This is a genomic window from Escherichia sp. MOD1-EC5950 (genome assembly GCF_002965345.1).
Taxonomy (GTDB): domain Bacteria; phylum Pseudomonadota; class Gammaproteobacteria; order Enterobacterales; family Enterobacteriaceae; genus Escherichia; species Escherichia marmotae.
The window spans coordinates 39,753-60,923 of the sequence record NZ_PTSR01000011.1 but is presented as its reverse complement, the minus strand read 5'-3'; the positions used below and the strand labels follow the sequence as shown (position 1 = coordinate 60,923).

18 protein-coding genes are annotated in these 21,171 nt (G+C 52.4%); 4 read left to right on the top strand and 14 right to left on the bottom strand.

The window, feature by feature from the left end; genetic code table 11:
- Positions 1-97: 97 nt before the first annotated feature.
- On the top strand, positions 98-1,069 hold the full coding sequence (locus tag BEA93_RS12975) for a M28 family metallopeptidase (RefSeq protein ID WP_001516775.1): 972 nt from the start codon (positions 98-100) through the stop codon (positions 1,067-1,069).
- Between the two features lie 101 nt (positions 1,070-1,170).
- On the top strand, positions 1,171-1,674 hold the full coding sequence (locus BEA93_RS12970) for a YfbM family protein (RefSeq protein WP_000525379.1): 504 nt from the start codon (positions 1,171-1,173) through the stop codon (positions 1,672-1,674).
- Between the two features lie 68 nt (positions 1,675-1,742).
- Here BEA93_RS12970 and nuoN read toward each other — a convergent pair whose 3' ends face one another.
- The 14 genes from nuoN to lrhA all read right to left on the bottom strand — a co-directional run bounded on the left by nuoN (position 1,743) and on the right by lrhA (position 18,321).
- Complete coding sequence (gene nuoN / locus BEA93_RS12965; protein ID WP_000156702.1) at positions 1,743-3,200, bottom strand: NADH-quinone oxidoreductase subunit NuoN; 1,458 nt, start codon at positions 3,198-3,200, stop codon at positions 1,743-1,745.
- 6 nt (positions 3,201-3,206) lie between these two features.
- Positions 3,207-4,736, bottom strand: coding sequence for an NADH-quinone oxidoreductase subunit M (gene nuoM / locus BEA93_RS12960; RefSeq protein ID WP_001516777.1), 1,530 nt, complete (start codon positions 4,734-4,736; stop codon positions 3,207-3,209).
- Positions 4,737-4,900: 164 nt separating this feature from the next.
- Positions 4,901-6,742, bottom strand: a complete 1,842-nt coding sequence (nuoL, locus tag BEA93_RS12955; RefSeq protein WP_001516778.1) for an NADH-quinone oxidoreductase subunit L — start codon at positions 6,740-6,742, stop codon at positions 4,901-4,903.
- Positions 6,739-7,041: an NADH-quinone oxidoreductase subunit NuoK gene (gene nuoK / locus BEA93_RS12950; protein WP_000612644.1), complete on the bottom strand. Its 303-nt coding sequence runs from the start codon at positions 7,039-7,041 to the stop codon at positions 6,739-6,741. The genes nuoL and nuoK overlap by 4 nt, the downstream gene beginning before the upstream one ends.
- Positions 7,038-7,592 (bottom strand): NADH-quinone oxidoreductase subunit J, encoded by a 555-nt coding sequence (gene nuoJ, locus BEA93_RS12945; RefSeq protein WP_000393511.1) that lies wholly within the window; start codon positions 7,590-7,592, stop codon positions 7,038-7,040. Before nuoJ ends, nuoK begins: the two co-directional genes overlap by 4 nt.
- 11 nt (positions 7,593-7,603) lie before the next feature.
- The gene (gene nuoI / locus BEA93_RS12940; protein WP_000172749.1) at positions 7,604-8,146 is read right to left on the bottom strand and encodes an NADH-quinone oxidoreductase subunit NuoI; all 543 of its coding nucleotides are present in this window, start codon (positions 8,144-8,146) and stop codon (positions 7,604-7,606) included.
- A 14-nt stretch (positions 8,147-8,160) separates the two neighbouring features.
- Complete coding sequence (gene nuoH, locus BEA93_RS12935; protein ID WP_000220077.1) at positions 8,161-9,138, bottom strand: NADH-quinone oxidoreductase subunit NuoH; 978 nt, start codon at positions 9,136-9,138, stop codon at positions 8,161-8,163.
- Entirely contained in the window at positions 9,135-11,861 is a 2,727-nt protein-coding gene (nuoG, locus tag BEA93_RS12930) for an NADH-quinone oxidoreductase subunit NuoG (RefSeq protein ID WP_010376987.1), read from the bottom strand. Before nuoG ends, nuoH begins: the two co-directional genes overlap by 4 nt.
- A gap of 52 nt (positions 11,862-11,913) precedes the next feature.
- Entirely contained in the window at positions 11,914-13,251 is a 1,338-nt protein-coding gene (gene nuoF, locus BEA93_RS12925; protein WP_000789507.1) for an NADH-quinone oxidoreductase subunit NuoF, read from the bottom strand.
- Positions 13,248-13,748: an NADH-quinone oxidoreductase subunit NuoE gene (nuoE, locus tag BEA93_RS12920; protein ID WP_000545042.1), complete on the bottom strand. Its 501-nt coding sequence runs from the start codon at positions 13,746-13,748 to the stop codon at positions 13,248-13,250. Before nuoE ends, nuoF begins: the two co-directional genes overlap by 4 nt.
- Before the next feature lie 2 nt (positions 13,749-13,750).
- Positions 13,751-15,553, bottom strand: coding sequence for an NADH-quinone oxidoreductase subunit C/D (gene nuoC / locus BEA93_RS12915; protein ID WP_000247865.1), 1,803 nt, complete (start codon positions 15,551-15,553; stop codon positions 13,751-13,753).
- A 93-nt stretch (positions 15,554-15,646) separates the two neighbouring features.
- Positions 15,647-16,309 carry an NADH-quinone oxidoreductase subunit NuoB gene (nuoB, locus tag BEA93_RS12910; RefSeq protein ID WP_000386733.1) on the bottom strand — a complete coding sequence of 221 codons (663 nt, stop codon included), beginning with the start codon at positions 16,307-16,309 and terminating at the stop codon, positions 15,647-15,649.
- A gap of 15 nt (positions 16,310-16,324) precedes the next feature.
- Positions 16,325-16,768: an NADH-quinone oxidoreductase subunit NuoA gene (nuoA, locus tag BEA93_RS12905; RefSeq protein WP_000062991.1), complete on the bottom strand. Its 444-nt coding sequence runs from the start codon at positions 16,766-16,768 to the stop codon at positions 16,325-16,327.
- A gap of 614 nt (positions 16,769-17,382) precedes the next feature.
- Positions 17,383-18,321 carry a transcriptional regulator LrhA gene (gene lrhA / locus BEA93_RS12900; protein WP_001516780.1) on the bottom strand — a complete coding sequence of 313 codons (939 nt, stop codon included), beginning with the start codon at positions 18,319-18,321 and terminating at the stop codon, positions 17,383-17,385.
- Between the two features lie 922 nt (positions 18,322-19,243).
- Here lrhA and alaA point away from each other — a divergent pair.
- Both alaA and yfbR read left to right on the top strand, forming a co-directional pair.
- Positions 19,244-20,461, top strand: a complete 1,218-nt coding sequence (gene alaA / locus BEA93_RS12895; protein ID WP_000074519.1) for an alanine transaminase AlaA — start codon at positions 19,244-19,246, stop codon at positions 20,459-20,461.
- A gap of 83 nt (positions 20,462-20,544) precedes the next feature.
- The gene (gene yfbR, locus BEA93_RS12890) at positions 20,545-21,144 is read left to right on the top strand and encodes a 5'-deoxynucleotidase (protein WP_000813873.1); all 600 of its coding nucleotides are present in this window, start codon (positions 20,545-20,547) and stop codon (positions 21,142-21,144) included.
- The last annotated feature ends 27 nt before the right edge of the window (positions 21,145-21,171 follow it).

The window sequence follows — 21,171 nt, the reverse complement described above, 5'->3', positions numbered from 1 at the left end:
TAGACTCTTTGTATAATCCGACCAATCTTAATAAAATACAATCCCGAAACCCATAACAAATAATGATTCAACAACAAAACCTATTAATAATTTGTATATGAAAAAAATAACTTTCCCCTTTTTTATATTGTTCTTGCTTTCACTTCCTCTAATTGTTTTTTATCAACCCTGGGTCAATGCATTACCGCCAACGCCCCGGCACGCAAGTCCCGAGCAATTAGAAAAAACAGTTCGTTACTTTACACAAACTGTGCATCCACGTAGTGCTGACAATATTGATAATCTGAATAGATCCGCAGAGTATATAAAAGAGGTCTTTGTCAGTAGCGGTGCCAGAGTTACCGTGCAGGACGTCCCCATTACTGGTGGCCCCTACAAAAACATTGTTGCTGATTACGGTCCTGCCGATGGATCGCTGATTATTATTGGGGCGCACTATGATTCCGCAACCAGTTATGAAAACGACCAATTAATCTATACGCCAGGCGCGGATGATAACGCCAGCGGCGTCGCCGGACTACTGGAGCTGGCACGTTTGTTACAGCAGCAAGCGCCGAAAACAGGCGTTCAACTAGTCGCCTATGCGTCGGAAGAACCGCCCTTCTTTCGTAGCGATGAAATGGGGAGCGCGGTACACGCCGCTTCGCTTGAGCGTCCGGTGAAATTAATGATAGCGCTGGAGATGATTGGTTATTACGACTCCGCATCCGGGAGTCAGGATTACCCTTACTCTGTCATGTCCTGGCTTTATCCCGACCGTGGTGATTTTATTGCAGTGGTTGGCAGAATGCAGGATATCAGCGCTGTGCGTCAGGTAAAATCTGCGTTGTTATCAGCAACAGAGTTGCCTGTTTATTCTATTAACGCACCGGGATTTATTCCCGGTATCGATTTCTCCGACCATCTCAATTACTGGCAGCAAGATATTCCTGCCGTCATGATTACAGACACTGCGTTTTATCGAAATAAACAATATCACCAGTCTGGCGATACTGCAGACAGACTCAATTACCAGAAAATGGCGCAGGTAATTGATGGCGTTATTAGTTTGTTGCATAACAGTAAATAATGAAAATTTCTCGAGGCAGCTCCAGAAAAATGACTGCTGTAATTTTATTTTGTGGCATCTGATTTAAGATGCGAAAAATGAAATTCAACGGAGGAAAACAAATGGGAATGATTGGTTATTTTGCGGAAATTAATTCAGAAAAGGTTAACCAACTGCTTGAGTCTACTGAAAAACCTTTGATGGACAATATTCACGACACGCTTTCAGGTTTACGCCGACTGGATATTGATAAGCGCTGGGATTTTTTACATTTTGGCCTGACAGGTACCTCTGCTTTTGATCCCGCGAAGAATGACCCGCTAAGTCGTGCCGTGCTTGGTGAACACAGCCTCGAAGATGGCATAGATGGTTTCCTGGGATTGACCTGGAATCAGGAGTTAGCCGCGACAATCGACCGCCTGGAAGCTCTGGATCGAAGTGAGCTGCGTAAACAGTTTTCCATTAAGCGACTCAATGAAATGGAGATTTATCCGGGAGTGACCTTTTCAGAAGAGTTAGAGGGGCAACTCTTTGCGTCGATCATGCTTGATATGGAGAAGTTGATTAGCGCGTATCGACGTATGCTGCGACAAGGGAATCATGCGCTGACGGTTATTGTTGGGTGATGGTGTCAAAGGCACCATAAAAAAACCGCCGAACATGTCGGCGGCTTTCTGACTTACGAACTGACTGCTTACATCAGCGGCATTGCCAAACGTACAATGCTGATCAGCGGTTGCGGCCATACACCCAGCACCAGTACCAACAGTGCGGAGATCAGCACCACGATGCCGCCTGCCGTGTACTGCCAGTCTGACGGTGCATCACGGTTTGGCTGTTCTGAACCATGAAGGTACAGGCTCACCGCCACGCGCAGGTAGTAGTAGAGGCCGATTGCCGAACCGACAACCACAGCGCCCACCAGCCACCACAGGTGCGCCTGAACACCGACCGCCAGCACGTAGAACTTACCGATAAAGCCCAGCGTCATCGGGATACCGGCCAGTGACAGCATCATCACCGTCATCACCGCCGCGAGGATCGGACGATGCCAGAACAGTCCGCGGTAAGAGAACAGGGAATCAGCATCCGGGCCACGATACGGGCTGGACATCAGGCTGACCACACCGAACGCGCCGAGGCTGCTGAACAGATAACCGGCGAGGTAAACCCCTACCGCTTCCATCGACATCTCGCCGGTTTGCAGCGCAATCAGTGCCACCAGCAGATAACCGAGGTGAGAGATAGACGAGTAACCGAGCAGACGTTTGATATTGGTCTGGCTCAGCGCCATCAGGTTACCGAAGATGATGGAGGCAAAGGCGATAATCGCCAGCACCACGCGAATCGCTTCGCTGTCGCCCACCGGTGCGTAAAGGAACAGACGCATCACCACGCCGAAGATAGCGATTTTGCTCGCCGTCGCCAGGAAGGTGGAAACCGGCGCAGGCGCGCCCTGGTATACGTCTGGTGTCCACAGGTGGAACGGCACCAGAGAAAGTTTGAAGCCGAGGCCGACAATCATCAGGCCAAAACCCGCCAGTAACAGCGGCTCGTTGAGCATACCATCACCGAGGTTTTTACCCAGCGCGACGAACGACAGGTCGCCAGACTGCGCGTACACCAGCGCCATACCGAACAGCAAGAAAGAAGACGCTGCGGCAGAAAGAATGGTGTATTTGATACTGGCTTCCAGCGAACGTTTCTGGCGGAAAGCGTAACCGACCAGGCCAAACAACGGCAGAGAGATCAGTTCGATACCGAGGAACAGAGACGCCAGATGGTTGGCATTCGCCAGCAAGATCCCACCCAAGGCGGCAATTAACACCAACAGGTAGAACTCGTCCTTGTTGTCGTTATAACCTTCAAGCCACGGGTAGGCAAAAGTACAGGTGGCGAGGCTCGCCAGCAGTACCAGCCCGGTGTAGAGCATGGCGAAACCATCAACACGCATCAGCGGCGTGACGTCCATAGCGCCCGCCTGGCCAACAAACCAGAGCGAAACCAGCGCCGCGTTAAGCCCAATGACCGACAGCGTGGCGTTGAGGAAGTGATTGCGTCGCCACGCAATGGAGAGCATCACAACCACCACCGTCAAGCCGACGATCAGCAACGGTAGCAGTGCGATCAGGTTTTGTGGAGTTATTGTCATGGCGATTTACGGCCTTGTAGTAGTAACGGAATTAACAAACCACTGCTGGATATTGCCAATCGCGGAGTGCGAGGTATCCAGAATCGGCTGCGGCCAGAAGCCCAGCAGTACCAGCAGCACCACCAGCAACAGGATCATAAACAACTCACGCAGCGACATCCCTGGCAGTTCCTGGCTGGCAATCTCGCTTTTCGCCTTACCGAAGTAAGCGCGATGCAGCATTGCCAGCGAATAAACAGACGCAAAGACCAGCCCAAAAGTAGAGATAACGGTAATGACCGGGACGACCTGGAAGCTGCCGAACAGAATCATAAATTCACCGACGAAGTTACCAGTGCCCGGCATCCCAAGCGTTGCCACAGCAAAGAACAGCGACAGTGCTGGCAGCCATTTCATTTTGCTCCACAGACCGCCCATCATGCGCATGTCACGGGTGTGGATACGTTCATAGAGCTGACCGCAGAGAATAAACAGACCCGCCGCCGACAAGCCGTGCGCAATCATCTGAATAACCGCGCCCTGGTAGGCCAACTGGCTGCCGGTATAGATAGCAATCAGCACGAAGCCCATGTGGGAAACCGAGGTGTAGGCGATCAGACGTTTGATATCAGTCTGGGCAAAGGCCATCCACGCACCGTAGAAGATGCCGATAACACCCAGCCACATCGCGATTGGCGCAAACTCTGCCGACGCGTTCGGGAACAACGGCAGGGAGAAACGCAGCAGACCGTAAGCGGCGGTTTTCAGCAAGATCCCCGCGAGGTCAACGGAACCGGCAGTCGGTGCCTGGGAGTGGGCATCTGGCAACCAACCGTGCAGTGGAACCACCGGCATTTTCACCGCAAAGGCGATGAAGAAGCCCAGCATCAACAGATATTCCACACCGCTGGACATTGGCGTATTCAGCAGCTCTTCATAGTTGAAGGTCCAGACACCAGTCGCATTGTAGTGAACGAAGACCAGCGCCAGGATGGCGATCAACATCACCAGACCACTCGCCTGGGTGTAGATGAAGAATTTGGTTGCCGCCGTGATACGCGTTTTACCGTCAGAAGCTTTATGCCCCCACAGTGCGATCAGGAAGTACATCGGCACCAGCATCATTTCCCAGAAGAAGAAGAACAGGAACATGTCGATGGCAAGGAACACGCCGATAACACCGCCCAGGATCCACATCAGGTTGAGGTGGAAGAAGCCCTGATATTTTTCGATCTCATTCCACGAGCAAAGTACCGCCAGCACGCCGAGCAGACCTGTCAGCACGACCATCAGCAACGACAGACCATCAATGGCGAGGTGAATAGAGATTCCAAAACGCGGGATCCACGGCATGTCGAATTCAGACTGCCACTGCGGAATTCCGGCGGATTGCGTCAGTGAATAACCGCCCTGCAACCACAGTTGCAGCGACAGCGCCAGCGTCAATCCCATGGTGATTAGCGCGATCCAGCGCGGCACCTTTACGCCAAAGCGTTCGGTCTGCCAGCACAGGAAGCCGCCAATAAAGGGAATTAATATTAGCCAGGGTAGTAACATGGCGATCTTTATTCCTTGTAAAAGTCCCGTCAGGACCGGATTTTCAACGAATTCTCACGACAGAAAATTCACTTCGGATTGGGGGGAGTGTCGGATGCGCCGCTGTAGTGGCTTATCCGACCTACGTTCTTATATGCCCGAGGGCAAATCCCACAATCCTTAACTCAACGCAGTACCATCAACAGTGCCAGCACCACGACCGCACCGATGCTCATGGATGCCACATACCAGCGCAGGTAGCCGTTCTCACTGAGCAACAGACCTTTACCCGCAAAGCGCGAGAGGATCGCCGGGATGTTCATCATTGAGTTCAGCGGATCGCGTTTCAGCAACCAGGCGATCCCCAGGAACGGTTTGACGAACACTTTGTCGTACAGCCAGTCAAAGCCCCAGGCGTTGTACCACCAGGTCCCCAGCAGACGACCCGGTGCACTGTTGGCGATAGAAGTCACCAGAGTACGTTTACCCAGCCACAGCCAGGCTGCCAGCAAAATGCCAACAACCGCAACCACGCCAGAGGTAATTTCCAGGGTCAACATACTGCCGTGTGCCAGCTCCGTGGTTTGCGGAAGCACGCCCTGCAGCGGCGGTACAATCAGTGCGCCAACGAAGGTGGAAAGGATCAGCAGCACAATCAGCGGCAGGCTGTGGGTGATCCCTTTCACGGCGTGAGCGTGAATTTGTTCTTTTCCGTGGAAGACGATGAAAATCATACGGAAGGTGTAGAGCGAGGTCATAAACGCACCGACCAGACCAGCCACCATCAGATTGATATGACCATTCGCCATCGCACCCGCGAGGATCTCATCCTTACTAAAGAAGCCCGCAGTGACCAGCGGCAGTGCCGACAGCGCCGCGCCGCCCACCAGGAAGCAGAGATAAACCAGCGGAATAGATTTACGCAGACCGCCCATCTTGAAGATGTTCTGTTCGTGATGACAGGCCAGAATGACAGAACCGGATGCCAGGAACAGCAGCGCTTTAAAGAATGCGTGGGTCATCAAGTGGAAAATCGCCGCATCCCATGCCTGCACGCCAAGCGCGAGGAACATGTAGCCAATCTGACTCATGGTGGAGTAAGCGAGAACACGTTTGATGTCGGTCTGTACCAGCGCAGCAAAACCAGCCAGCAGCAAGGTAACCGCCCCGACAATACCCACCAGATGCAGAACTTCCGGGGTCATCAGGAACAGGCCGTGGGTACGGGCGATCAGGTAAACACCTGCGGTTACCATGGTTGCGGCGTGGATCAGCGCAGAGACAGGCGTCGGGCCAGCCATCGCGTCGGCAAGCCATGTCTGCAACGGCAACTGCGCAGATTTACCAACCGCACCACCCAGCAGCATCAGCGTCGCCCACATCAGCATGTTATTGCCGTCTGCAAAGTGCGCCGGTGCCAGTTCCACCATTTCGCGGAAGTTCAGCGTGCCCAGTTCGTTGTAGAGAATGAACAGCGCGAAAGCGAGGAACACGTCACCGACACGGGTCACGACAAACGCTTTCATTGCCGCGGCACCATTCTTCGGATCGGTGTAATAGAAACCGATCAGCAGATAGGAGCACAGGCCCACGCCTTCCCAGCCGAGGTACATCAGCAGCAGGTTGTCGGCCAGAACCAGAACCACCATGCTGGCAATGAACAGGTTGGTGTAAGCGAAGAAGCGAGAGTAGCCCTCTTCACCGCGCATATACCAGGAGGCGTACATGTGGATCAGGAAACCCACACCGGTGACCACTGAGAGCATGGTCAGTGACAGGCCGTCCAGCACCAGGTTGAAACCGATGTTAAAGTCGCCTACCGACATCCACGTCCACAGCGGCTGGCTGTAAGCCTGCTCACCGTTAGCGAAGAAATCGACGCCGATAAAAGCAGTCACCAGCGCAGCCAGGCCCACAGAGCCAACGCCAACGATCGCTGAGACATTTTCAGACCAGCGTCCGCGAGAGAACGCCAGCAGAATGAAGCCAATTAATGGCAAAATAATGGTTAAGGCAAGCATGTTCATCCGCGCATCTCACTTACTGAATCGATGTTCAGGTTCTGGCGACGACGGTGAAGTTGCAGCAGCAGCGCAAGACCGATACTCGCTTCCGCCGCCGCGAGGCTGATGGCAAGAATGTACATCACCTGACCGTCGGTCTGGCCCCAGTAGCTCCCGGCGACCACAAAGGCCAGCGCGGAGGCGTTAATCATGATTTCCAGACCAATCAGCATAAACAGCAGATTGCGACGGATAACCAGACCGGTTAAGCCAAGAACGAACAAGATTGCCGCGAGGATCAGTCCATGTTGTAAGGGGATCATGCGTGCTCCTCCGTTTTTCTTTTCGCGCTGTCGTCTTTGCGATTGCTCAGCACTTCACCCGCACGCTCTTCGCGACCGACGTGGAAGGCCACAACCAGACCGGCCAGCAGCAGCATAGAGGCCAGTTCAACCGCCAGCACGTAAGGCCCGAACAGCGTAATACCCACTGCTTTGGCGCTGATTGGCGTACCGTCGATACCCTGATCGTTAACACCGAGAATGGCGTAAACAATCACCACCAGCATGATGGCCGACAAAATTGCCGGACCAATCCACACCTGCGGTTTCAGCCACTGGCGTTCCTGTTCGATTTCCGAACCGCCCAGGTTGAGCATCATCACCACGAACACGAACAGCACCATAATGGCACCCGCGTAGACGATAATTTCCAGCGCACCGGCAAAGTAAGCGCCCAGTGAGAAGAACACCCCGGAAATCGCCAGCAGCGAAATAATCAGGTACAGCAGTGCGTGTACCGGATTGGTATGGGTGATCACTCGCAAGGTCGCAAGTATGGCTATCAGGCCACAGATATAAAAAGCGAACTCCATTGCCCCTCTCCTTACGGTAACAGGCTCTTGACGTCGATAGGCTTGGCTTCGTTCTCTGCTTCGCCCTTATCTTTGCCGTCGATTGCCATACCTGCCATCCGGTAGAAGTTATATTCCGGGTATTTGCCCGGACCGGAGATCAGCAGATCCTCTTTCTCGTAAACCAGATCCTGGCGTTTGTATTCCCCCATCTCGAAATCCGGGGTTAACTGAATCGCCGTGGTCGGACAGGCTTCTTCGCACAGACCACAGAAAATGCAGCGTGAGAAGTTGATGCGGAAAAATTCCGGATACCAGCGACCGTCTTTGGTTTCTGCTTTTTGCAGCGAGATACAGCCGACCGGGCAGGCTACTGCGCAGAGGTTACAGGCTACGCAACGCTCTTCGCCGTCCGGATCGCGGGTCAGAACGATACGACCACGATAACGGGGCGGCAGATAGACCGGCTCTTCCGGGTACATTCGCGTTTCGCGCTTGGCAAACGCGTGCAGGCCGATCATCCAGATACTACGAACCTGGGTGCCGAAACCTACTAACAATTCTTTTAAGGTCATGGTCTTAGTGCCCCTTATTGCGCCTGCCAGAGAATGACAGCCGCCGTTACCAGCAAGTTGATCAGCGTCAGCGGCAGGCAGATTTTCCAGCCGAAGGACATTACCTGGTCATAACGCGGACGCGGCAACGACGCACGAATCAAAATGAACATCATCATAAAGAACGCAGTTTTCAGCGCGAACCAGATGAATGGCGGTAACAACGGGCCTTGCCAGCCACCGAAGAACAACGTCACCATCAGTGCGGAGATGGTCACAATCCCGATGTATTCACCCACGAAGAACAGGCCGAATTTCATCCCGGAATATTCAATGTGGTAACCATCCGCCAGTTCCTGCTCGGCTTCCGGCTGGTCAAACGGGTGACGGTGACATACCGCCACGCCCGCGATGGCAAAGGTAATAAAACCAAAGAATTGCGGGATGACGTTCCATACATGCGCCTGGCTGTTAACGATGTCGGTCATGTTGAATGAACCGGCCTGCGCCACCACGCCCATCAGGGAAAGCCCGAGGAACACTTCGTAGCTTAGGGTCTGCGCAGAAGCACGCATCGCACCCAGCAGCGAGTATTTGTTGTTACTTGACCAGCCCGCAAACAGCACTGCGTAAACCGCCAGACCTGCCATCATCAGGAAGAACAAAATCCCGATGTTCAGGTCGGCAACCACCCAACCCGGACTGACTGGTACAATCGCAAAGGCCAGCAGCAACGAGGTAAAGGCGATCATCGGCGCAAGGGTAAAGATGACGCGATCCGAGAATTTCGGGATCCAGTCTTCTTTAAAGAACATTTTGATCATGTCCGCGACCAACTGAAGCGAACCGCCCCAGCCAACACGGTTAGGTCCGTAACGGTTCTGGAACAGCCCCAGCAGACGACGTTCACCAAAGCTCATGAATGCCCCGCAGGTGACAACCACCAGCAAGATCACCACCGCTTTGAGGATGGTCAGCAGGATCTCAATCAGTTCCGGTGATAACCAGGTCATTGTTGTGCCTCCTTGAGATCCTCAAGATGCGCGCCAGCCAGCACCGGAGCAATGCCGGACATGCCCATCGGCAAGCCCACCTGCCCTGCCGTCAGCCCTTCTGCGATTTCAACCGGTAGCGTGACCGTGTTGCCATCGTAACTAAAGGAGACGCGAGTACCCGCATTCACGCCCAACTTCGCGGCATCTGCCGGGTTGAGTTTGATATACGGCTGCGGCATACGGCTCTGGAATACCGGAGCACGCTGTGACAGTTCATCGCTGCCAAACAGATGGTAGTACGGCGCGATACGCCATTTCCCTTCCTGCGGCTGGAAGCGTGCCGGTACGCTGGTGAAGTAATCCAGACCGTTTTCGCTGGCTTCAAACAAACGCACGCCCGGATCGCCAAAGCGCAATTTGCCACCCACTTCGTCCTGGAATTTGTTCCACGCCTGCGGGGAGTTCCAGCCCGGTGCCCAGGCAAACGGCACTTGCGAACGGTGCGCGGTCGGCTGGTTGTTACCTTCCATCGAGAAGGTGAACATGGTGTCGATATCCTGCGGCTGACGCGGTTCATGAACGCTGATATTGGCGCGCATGGCGGTACGGCCACTGTAACGGTGCGGCTCACGAGCCAGTTTCTGACCACGAATGCGGAATGTCGCATCCGGCGCGGCATCTTTGATGCCAGCAAGTTCCGGGATCTTCGCCACGACGGCGTCAATCACATGGTCGAGCTGCGTCCAGTCCACTTCTCGACTCAGCAGCGTACTGTGCAGCGAGTGCAACCAGCGCCAGCTTTCCAGCATCACCGTTTTGCTGTCGTAGTAAGACGGATCGTAAACCTGGAAGAAACGTTGAGCACGACCTTCGTTGTTGATCACCGTACCATCGCTTTCAGCAAAGCTGGCAGCGGAAAGCACCAGATGGGCGTTTTCCATAATCGCCGTGCGCTGATGGTCAACCACCATCACCAGCGGCGCTTTTGCCAGCGCGGCGTTCACGCGGGTCGCGGAAGCGTGACGATGTAGATCGTTTTCCAGCACCACCACTGCATCGGCGCGTCCGGTTTCCAGTTCGGTCAGGGCTTCTTCAAGCGAACCGCCGCCCATAATGCCCAGCCCCATACTGTTTACGGAACGGGCAATCATAGTGATACCTACGTCAGCGCCGCGACCTTTCAGGGCTTTCGCTACGTTAGCTGCAGCCTGAATCACTTCTGTACTACCGGCGTTAGTGCCGGAGATAATCAACGGTTTCTTCGCACCAGCCAGTGCCTGTACGATGACGTCGACTTTGCTTTGCAGCTCCGGCTCGATACCGTCAACCGCTGGTGCGGAGTTGTCCAGCGCGTGAGCGATGGCAAAACCTAAACGTGCCTGATCTTCAACCGGTGCGCGGTAAGTCCACGCCGCGATGTCATCCAGGCGGGTGTCATCAACGTTAGTAACAAACAGCGGGTGCTTGGCACGTTGGCCAATGTTGAGGATTGCCGCAATCTGCCAGTCAGCCACTTTCTGTGCTGCCGCCATTTCGCGCGCTTTGCCTTTTACTGCCTGACGAACCGCCAGCGCGACGCGTGCCCCGGTCTGTGTAACATCTTCGCCCAGCACCAGTACTGCATCGTAAGATTCGATTTCACGCAGTGCCGGAGTATAAATGCCACCTTCACGCAGCACTTTCAGCGCCAGTTGCAGACGTTCCTGCTCACCGTGAGCGATACCGGTGTAGAAGTTTTCTTCGCCAACCAGTTCACGCAGCGCAAAGTTGCTTTCCACGCTGGCACGCGGAGAACCGATGCCGATGACTTTCTTCGACTGACGCAGAATATCTGCCGCACCTTGCATCGCCTGCTCGGCGTTGAGGGTGATGAAATCATCGCCACGACGCTGTACCGGCTGACGTGGACGATCCTTCAGGTTGACGTAGCCGTAGCCGAAACGACCACGGTCGCAGAGGAAGTAATGGTTTACCGTACCGTTGTAACGGTTTTCGATACGACGCAGTTCACCATAACGTTCACCCGGGCTGGTGTTACAACCGATGGAACATTGCTGGCAGATACTCGGCGCAAACTGCATATCCCATTTACGGTTATAACGCTCGGAGTGCGTTTTATCGGTGAATACGCCGGTCGGGCAAATTTCCACCAGGTTACCGGAGAACTCGCTTTCCAGGGTGCCGTCTTCCGGGCGACCGAAGTAAACGTTGTCGTGCGCGCCATAAACGCCCAGATCCGTACCGTCAGCGTAATCTTTGTAGTAACGCACGCAGCGGTAGCAGGCGATGCAGCGGTTCATTTCATGAGAGATGAACGGCCCCAGATCCTGATTGCGGTGGGTACGTTTGGTGAAACGGTAGCGACGGAAGGTATGCCCGGTCATCACGGTCATATCCTGAAGATGGCAGTTACCACCCTCTTCACAGACCGGACAGTCGTGCGGGTGGTTGGTCATTAACCACTCGACCACACTTTCACGGAACTGTTTCGCTTCTTCGTCGTCAATGGAAATAAAGGTGCCATCGGAAGCCGGTGTCATACAGGACATCACCAGGCGACCACGCGTGTCTTCCGCGTTTTGGTATTGCTTCACCGCACACTGGCGGCAAGCACCGACGCTTCCCAGCGCCGGATGCCAGCAAAAGTAAGGAATATCAAGGCCCAGAGACAGACAAGCTTCCAGCAGGTTGTCCGCTCCGTTGACCTCGTATTCTTTGCCGTCTACATGAATTGTAGCCATTAGCATGCTTCCAGTTTTCTCAGTCATAGACTGAGCGTTAATCGAAATTCGGTTACCAGCGCTCTTTCAGCAGGTTCGGCTGAATCCCATTAATCAAATGGGTATTGCTGAACGGCTGTTTGATTCCCGCTTCAAATTCTTCACGGAAATATTTGATGGCACTCTGTAACGGCTCCACTGCACCTGGTGCGTGGGCACAGAAGGTTTTACCCGGGCCTAAGAATCGACACAGTTGCTCAAGTGTTTCGATATCGCCAGGCTGACCTTCGCCACGCTCCAGTGCACGCAGAATTTTCACACTCCACGGCAGACCATCGCGGCACGGCGTACACCAGCCACAGGATTCACGGGCGAAAAACTCTTCCAGGTTACGTACCAGCGACACCATGTTGATCTCGTGGTCAACGGCCATCGCCAGCGCCGTACCCAGACGGCTACCCGCTTTACCGATACTTTCGAACTCCATCGGCAGGTCAAGGTGCGCTTCTGTCAGGAAGTCAGTGCCCGCGCCGCCTGGCTGCCAGGCTTTGAATTTCAGCCCGTCACGCATACCACCAGCGTAATCTTCAAGGATTTCACGCGCGGTAGTACCGAACGGCAGTTCCCACAGACCCGGATTTTTCACCCGACCAGAGAAGCCCATCAGCTTGGTGCCAGCATCTTTGCTTTTCGAGATGTTCTGATACCACTCCACGCCGTTAGCGAGGATCGCCGGAACGTTACACAGGGTTTCGACGTTGTTAACACAGGTCGGTTTGCCCCATGCGCCTGAGGTTGCCGGGAATGGCGGCTTCGAGCGCGGGTTAGCGCGACGCCCTTCCAGAGAGTTGATTAACGCAGTTTCTTCACCGCAGATGTAGCGTCCTGCCCCGGTATGGACGAACAGTTCGAAATCAAAACCTGTTCCCATAATGTTTTTACCGAGCAGCCCCGCTTCGGTCGCTTCGGCAATGGCACGACGCAGATTCACTGCCGCTTCGATATATTCGCCACGCAGGAAGATGTAGCCGCGATACGCTTTCAGCGCAAAGGCAGAGATCAACATACCTTCCACCAGCAGGTGCGGCAGTTGCTCCATCAGCAAACGGTCTTTATAGGTGCCCGGTTCCATTTCATCGGCGTTACACAGCAGGTAACGGATGTTCATGGATTCGTCTTTCGGCATCAGGCTCCACTTCAGGCCAGTAGAGAAGCCCGCGCCGCCGCGCCCTTTCAGACCGGAATCTTTGACCTGATTGACGATTTCGTCCGGAGAAAGCCCGGTCAGCGCCTTACGCGCCCCTTCGTAACCGTTTTTGCTGCGGTATTCGTCCAGCCACACCGGCTGTTTGTCATCGCGCAGACGCCAGGTCAGCGGATGCGTTTCGGGAGTACGGATAATGTTTTTCATTTATACCGCTCCAGCAGTTCAGGGATCGCTTCCGGGGTCAGATGCGCGTGAGTGTCCTCATCGATCATCATGTTTGGCCCTTTGTCGCAGTTCCCCAGGCAGCAGGTTGGCAGCAGCGTAAAGCGACCGTCAAACGTCGTTTGCCCTGGTTTGATATTCAGTTTTTTCTCCAGCGCCGCCTGAATTCCCTGGTAACCGTTGATGTGACAAACCACGCTGTCACAATAGCGGATCACATGGCGACCCACCGGCTGGCGGAAGATCTGGCTGTAGAACGTTGCCACACCTTCAACATCGCTTGCCGGAATACCCAGAACGTCAGCAATCGCGTGGATCGCGCCGTCCGGCACCCAGCCACGCTGCTTCTGAACGATTTTCAGCGCTTCAATGGACGCCGCACGCGGGTCTTCGTAGTGGTGCATCTCGTGCTCAATCGCTTCACGCTCTGCCGCACTCAGCTCAAAAGCCTCGGTTTGTGGTTGTTGATTCTCGTGCATAATTAGCGGTCCACATCTGACATAACAAAATCGATACTGCCCAGATAAACAATCAGGTCAGACACCAGGCTGCCGCGGATCGCCGCCGGAATTTGCTGCAAATGCGCATAACTCGGGGTGCGGATACGGGTGCGATAACTCATGGTGCTACCGTCACTGGTCAGGTAGTAACTGTTGATCCCTTTGGTCGCCTCAATCATCTGGAAGGACTCATTGGCAGGCATCACCGGCCCCCACGACACTTGCAGGAAGTGGGTGATCAGGGTTTCGATATGTTGCAGCGTGCGCTCTTTCGGCGGCGGCGTAGTCAGCGGGTGATCCGCTTTGAACGGGCCTTCCGGCATGTTGTTGAGGCACTGCTCAAGAATGCGCAGACTCTGGCGCAGCTCTTCCACTTTCAGCATTACGCGGGTGTAGCAGTCAGAAACGCCACCACCGACCGGGATTTCAAAGTCGAAGTTTTCATAGCCAGAATAAGGACGCGCCTTACGCACGTCGAAGTCGATCCCGGTGGCACGCAAGCCAGCACCTGTGGTGCCCCACTCCAGCGCCTCTTTCGCGCCGTAGGCGGCAACGCCTTTGGAACGGCCAATCAGGATGGTGTTACGCAGCGCGGCTTTCTCGTAAGAAGCCAGACGTTTCGGCATCCAGTCAAGGAACTCACGCAGCAAGCGATCCCAGCCTCGCGGCAGGTCATGCGCCACACCGCCAATACGGAACCACGCCGGATGCATACGGAAACCAGTGATTGCTTCCACCAGATCGTAGATTTTCTGACGATCGGTAAAGGCAAAGAACACTGGCGTCATTGCACCGACGTCCTGAATAAAGGTGGAGATATACAGCAGGTGGCTATTGATGCGGAACAATTCGGAAAGCATTACGCGGATTACGTTAACGCGATCCGGCACGGTGATCCCGGCCAGTTTTTCTACCGCCAGCACGTATGGCATTTCGTTAACGCAACCGCCGAGGTATTCGATACGGTCGGTGTACGGTATGTAACTATGCCAGGACTGGCGTTCGCCCATTTTCTCCGCGCCACGGTGGTGATAGCCGATGTCTGGTACGCAGTCGACAATCTCTTCACCATCGAGCTGCAGAACGATACGGAAAGCCCCGTGCGCCGACGGGTGGTTCGGACCGAGGTTGAGGAACATGAAGTCCTCGTTTTCGGTGCCGCGCTTCATCCCCCACTCTTCCGGTTTGAAGGTCAGGGCTTCCATCTCCAGATCCTGTTTGGCTTTGGTCAGCTCAAACGGCGAGAATTCGGTAGCACGCGCCGGGTAATCTTTACGCAGCGGGTGACCTTTCCAGGTTTGCGGCATCATGATGCGACGCAAGTTCGGGTGACCGTCGAAAGTAATGCCAAACAGATCCCAGGTTTCGCGCTCATACCAGTTGGCGTTCGGGAACAGTTTGGTAAAAGTCGGCACATGTAGATCGTTTTCTGCCAGCGCCACCTTTAGCATGATGTCGCGGTTGCGATCGATCGAAATCAGATGGTAGAAAACGGAAAAATCGGCGGCAGGTAACCCTTCGCGGTGTGTGCGCAAACGCTCGTCCATGCCGTGTAAGTCAAACAGCATGACGTAAGGTTTCGGCAGTTTCTTTAAGAAATCGCCAATTTCCAGTAATTGTTCACGCTTGATCCACACAACGGGAACCCCGGTGCGAGTCGCCTGAACAGTAAAGGCATCCGGCCCAAAACGGTTGCGCAGTTCGCCAATCACCGGATCATCAAGATGATCACGGGTCTGCCAGGCGGGTTCTTGCGCGGTTAAGTCGGTCATATTGTTCACCATTGCATATGGTCCGTGGTGACTGTCGGCGTAGTTAACTTCGCGAAATAGATTTAGGAATAAGCGAAGAAAAATGCCTTTGCCGACAGGCGCAAATTAAATCTCGTCAGGTGTGCGCAGGTTGGTAACGGCAATGCGTTCACCGCGCTTGCGTTCGCGCTCTGATTGCATATTGGCGCGATATACGCCCTGATCGCCAACCACCCAGGAGAGCGGGCGACGTTCTTTGCCGATAGATTCCTGCAATAGCATCAGTGCCTGCATGTACGCTTCAGGACGCGGCGGGCAACCCGGGATATACACATCAACCGGAATGAATTTATCAACACCCTGCACAACGGAATAAATATCGTACATACCGCCGGAGTTCGCACATGCGCCCATGGAGATAACCCACTTCGGCTCCAGCATCTGGTCATAGAGACGCTGAATAACTGGCGCCATTTTGGTAAAACAGGTTCCAGCCACCACCATCAGGTCAGCCTGACGCGGCGAAGCACGCAATACTTCTGCGCCAAAACGCGCCACGTCATGAACCGCGGTAAACGAGGTCACCATCTCAACGTAACAGCAGGAAAGACCGAAGTTATACGGCCAAATTGAGTTTTTACGACCCCAGTTAACCATGTCATTGAGCTTGCCCATAAACACGTTTTTATTAACTTCTTGCTCCAGAGGGTCGGTTACGATCTCCTGCTTTTGCAGGGGGTAACGGTCGTTCTCACCGTTGGGATCTATGCGGGTGAGCGTATAATCCATCTTAATGCCTCGCGGTTAGCGTTGACGATTAGCGATACTGTTCGTTTCCGGGTTCACACGCTCGCGGCGTGAACGCGCGGGCGTCCAGTCCAGCGCGCCAATACGCACCAGATAAACCAGACCTGCCAGTAACACAAAAATAAAAATTGCCGCTTCTACAAAGCCAATCCAGCCGCTTTCGCGAATGGAAGTTGACCATGCGAACAGATACAGCGCTTCAACGTCGAAGATAACGAAGAACATGGCCACCAGATAAAACTTGGCAGACAGGCGTAAGCGGGCGGAGCCGACCGAGTCGATACCTGATTCAAACGGCACGTTTTTTGACCTCGCGCGCGCGCGACCGCCTAAAAACCAACCGCCAATCAACATCAGGCAACACAGGCCAATGGCAACGATAAGAAAGATAGCGAATGCCCAGTGATGAGCGATGACTTCAGTGGATGTTGACATACTCATTGCTTACTCATCAAAAGTAGCGCCAGATTCACTGCTCTTCACGGCAGATGGACGCCACATCGATTCATGGGGAGGAATAAAAAAAACCTTACAATCGCTGTAGAAACTATTTTATACAGCTAATTGATGTGGTCTTTTACTCCTTTCTATAACCTTTTGTCAACTTTAACAAAGGTTTCTTCACATTAATTTACATGATATCAACAACTTTTGCATTTAATGCCTTTACCCCCAGATTGTTGACAACTCCAGGAAAATTAGATGTTGTTGAATCGTGTCCGTTGTGAAGCAATGGAAAAAATACGGGCCTATTTTGACAGGAATTGGTGACGATTCCTCCCCCCAAAAGAGAGTATTTTCTTGATCTGTGACACGCTTTTGTTAACCCATAACAAAAACACAGCAATAATTTTACTCATTTTTTAACATTATTGTAGCAGGAGATTTTTTTCAGGCGATTTTTTGTTCGTTAGCGTGGGGAATGGCTGGTGATTGAAAAATGAACATTTTTGTTCGTTGTCGGGAACATTCGTAAGGTTTTATTGTAAAAAAAAGCCACTGGCGTTTTATTAATCACCAATGGCGTTTTTTACTGAATTGTTATTGCCTGGAGATTATTCGTAATCCCCTTCAATCAACAGGGAATCGTCCCCTTCCTGAGCAGTCAACGGGTTGTATTGCCACGGGTTGTGATAACTCTCCATGGCCTGGTATATCACCTGCGCCAACTCATTGTCGCAGGACGGATCATAGCACAGCAAATATTCGGTATCTGGTAGTGGTGGTAAACCATCTACCGCACTCAAAACGCGCAGGTCAGGACTCATCATCTCAACCGGTCTTGCCGTCACACCAAGGCCCGCTTTTACTGCAGCACGAACCGCCGGTAGCGTAGAGGCGACATAAGCCAGACGCCAGGGAATATCCGCTTTATTGAGCGTTGCCAGAACCATGTCACGGAACGGACTAGGATCATCCAGCAGCACAAGAGGGATCGGTTCACCTTTTTGCAATACATATTCCGCAGCGCAATACCAGTGTGTTGGAGAAGTACGCAGATTCAACGCCTTAAAGGTATCAGGACGATGAGTGGTAACCATTAAATCCACTTCCTGGGACTTCAGCATTTCTGCCATATAGGCATTGCGCTTAACGCGGACATCCAGCGCAAGTTTCGGATAAACCGAGCTTACGCGATTGAGCAGGAAAGGTAAGATCGTATCAGCAGATTCATCTGAAGCACCGATAGTTAACACGCCCTGAAGATTACTGAACATCAATGATGAGCAAGCCTCATCATTGAAACGCAGGATTTTCCTGGCGTAGCCAAGAAGCTGAATACCATGTTCAGTCAACAGTTTGTTGCGACCATGCCGAGCGAACAGTTCTTTCCCAACGAGTTGTTCCAGACGTTGCATTTGCTGACTAACAGCGGACTGAGTACGACACACAGCGGAAGCTGCGGCAGCAAAAGTGTTCAGATCGGCAACAGCAACAAATGTTCTCAGCAGATCGAGGTCGAGGTTAATTATCGGACGATTTGCACTTATCATATATTATCACTTACTGGCGGCTCATACTGAGCTGGTTAATGCTGTGCACACACAAACAAGCAATTCCATTTGTAATGTGCCTCCCTGGCAGTTTCATCCGGAACCCGGACGAAAGTAAAAATGCATATGAGTTGCACTAAAAAATGTGGCTCACATTGTTCCGTTATAATGCCTGAAGTAGATCACAGAATATATCTTCAGGAATCGCATATCTATTAAGTTACTCACTCTTTTCTATTTATGACATGCGCGAGTTTGTGTAAATGTAAATGTTGGTCCTTGCTCCACTCTCTCGCAACGGTGCGGCTCGAACATGAGCGCGAACAAATAGCGAGAGTAAGCCTGCATCAAAGCAGGTGTTCCGTCATTAAAGCAAGCATTTTACCCTAAAAACCTTTTATTTATAAGGGTCATTGCGAATTATCTGATGCAAAGTTATGTTATGTTAGGCAAAGTAATCTTCTATTATTAATATGCACAACAAAGTCTTTTTGAATATTAAATAATAATTAATTAGCACCACCTGCATACATTAATTCCTCTTAACAATAATTTCCTCCGTCACCACCTATATGCCCCACCGGCGATCACTACTCTGTTAATGTTTCACTTATAACGAAAATATCATGAATGCTTTATGTTCGTGATTTCTTAAACCGAAGAAATTTTACACATTTATCTAACAGGTAAAAAAACCACATCCTGAATTAATACACAGAATAAATCACTACTAAATCTCATTTATTAAGTATATGCATCTTATTATTTAACGATTATTAAGTTATTAACAGCACAATTCCGCTTTCTCTCCTGGCAAAATCTTGTTCTGCAGAACTTCAAAACGCCGCCTCGGGGGAGTACATTGTTCTAAGCTGACTTCCACGGCAGGGAGTGGCGATAACAGCAAAAAAGGTCAAGATTCATGTCACCCATTGAAAAATCCAGCAAATTAGAGAATGTCTGTTATGACATCCGTGGTCCGGTGCTGAAAGAAGCAAAACGCCTGGAAGAAGAAGGTAATAAGGTATTGAAACTGAACATCGGCAACCCAGCCCCGTTCGGTTTTGACGCTCCCGATGAGATTCTGGTTGACGTGATACGCAACCTCCCGACAGCTCAGGGTTATTGCGATTCAAAAGGCCTCTATTCTGCACGTAAGGCTATCATGCAGCATTACCAGGCACGTGGCATGCGTGATGTTACCGTGGAAGATATTTACATCGGAAATGGTGTATCGGAGCTTATCGTTCAGGCAATGCAAGCATTGCTGAACAGTGGGGATGAGATGTTGGTTCCTGCACCTGATTACCCGCTATGGACAGCGGCAGTTTCGCTCTCAGGCGGTAAAGCGGTGCACTATCTTTGCGATGAATCCTCTGACTGGTTCCCGGATCTCGATGACATTCGCGCCAAAATTACGCCACGCACGCGCGGCATTGTTATTATCAACCCGAACAACCCAACAGGCGCGGTTTATTCCAAAGAGCTATTAATGGAGATTGTGGAGATTGCGCGTCAGCATAACCTCATTATCTTCGCTGATGAAATTTACGATAAAATCCTCTACGACGACGCCGAGCATCACTCGATCGCGCCGTTGGCTCCTGACCTGCTGACCATTACCTTTAACGGGCTGTCGAAAACGTATCGTGTTGCGGGATTCCGCCAGGGCTGGATGGTGCTGAACGGGCCGAAAAAACACGCCAAAGGTTATATCGAAGGTCTGGAAATGCTGGCCTCAATGCGGCTGTGCGCCAACGTTCCCGCGCAACACGCGATACAGACAGCGCTGGGCGGCTATCAGAGCATCAGCGAGTTTATCATGCCGGGCGGGCGTCTTTACGAGCAGCGTAACCGTGCGTGGGAGTTGATTAATGATATTCCTGGCGTTTCCTGCGTAAAACCTCGCGGCGCGCTATACATGTTCCCGAAAATAGACGCCAAACGCTTTAATATTCACGACGACCAGAAAATGGTGCTGGATTTCCTGTTGCAGGAAAAAGTTCTGCTGGTACAGGGAACCGCATTTAACTGGCCGTGGCCGGATCACTTCCGCATTGTCACGCTGCCGCGTGTTGATGATATCGAACTGTCCTTGAGCAAGTTCGCTCGTTTCCTTTCTGGTTATCATCAGTTGTAATCTTAAATTCACTGCCGGAGATTGCATCCGGCAGTGTTATCCCCCCACAATGACCTCATGATGCCATCACTCGTAAGGTCGCTATGAAACAGAGCCATTTTTTTGCCCACCTCTCCCGCCTGAAGCTCATTAACCGCTGGCCGTTGATGCGTAACGTGCGGACTGAAAATGTGTCCGAACACAGTTTGCAGGTAGCGATGGTCGCCCATGCGCTGGCAGCCATCAAGAATCGCAAATTTGGCGGCCAGGTTAATGAAGAACGTATCGCGTTGCTGGCGATGTACCACGATGCCTCTGAAGTGCTCACTGGTGATCTTCCTACTCCGGTGAAATACTTCAACTCGCAAATCGCCCAGGAATATAAAGCCATTGAGAAAATCGCTCAGCAAAAACTGGTCGATATGGTTCCGGAGGAGTTGCGGGATATTTTTGCACCATTAATCGATGAACATGCGTATAGCGATGAAGAAAAGTCGCTGGTTAAACAGGCAGATGCGCTGTGTGCGTATCTGAAATGCCTGGAGGAACTCGCAGCCGGCAATAATGAGTTCTTACTGGCAAAAACGCGGCTGGAAACGACGCTTGAATCGCGCCGCAGTCAGGAGATGGACTACTTTATGGAAGTGTTTGTTCCCAGCTTCCATCTGTCTCTCGATGAGATTAGCCAGGATTCACCGCTGTAAGCCGACGTAGGCCTGATAAGACGCGCC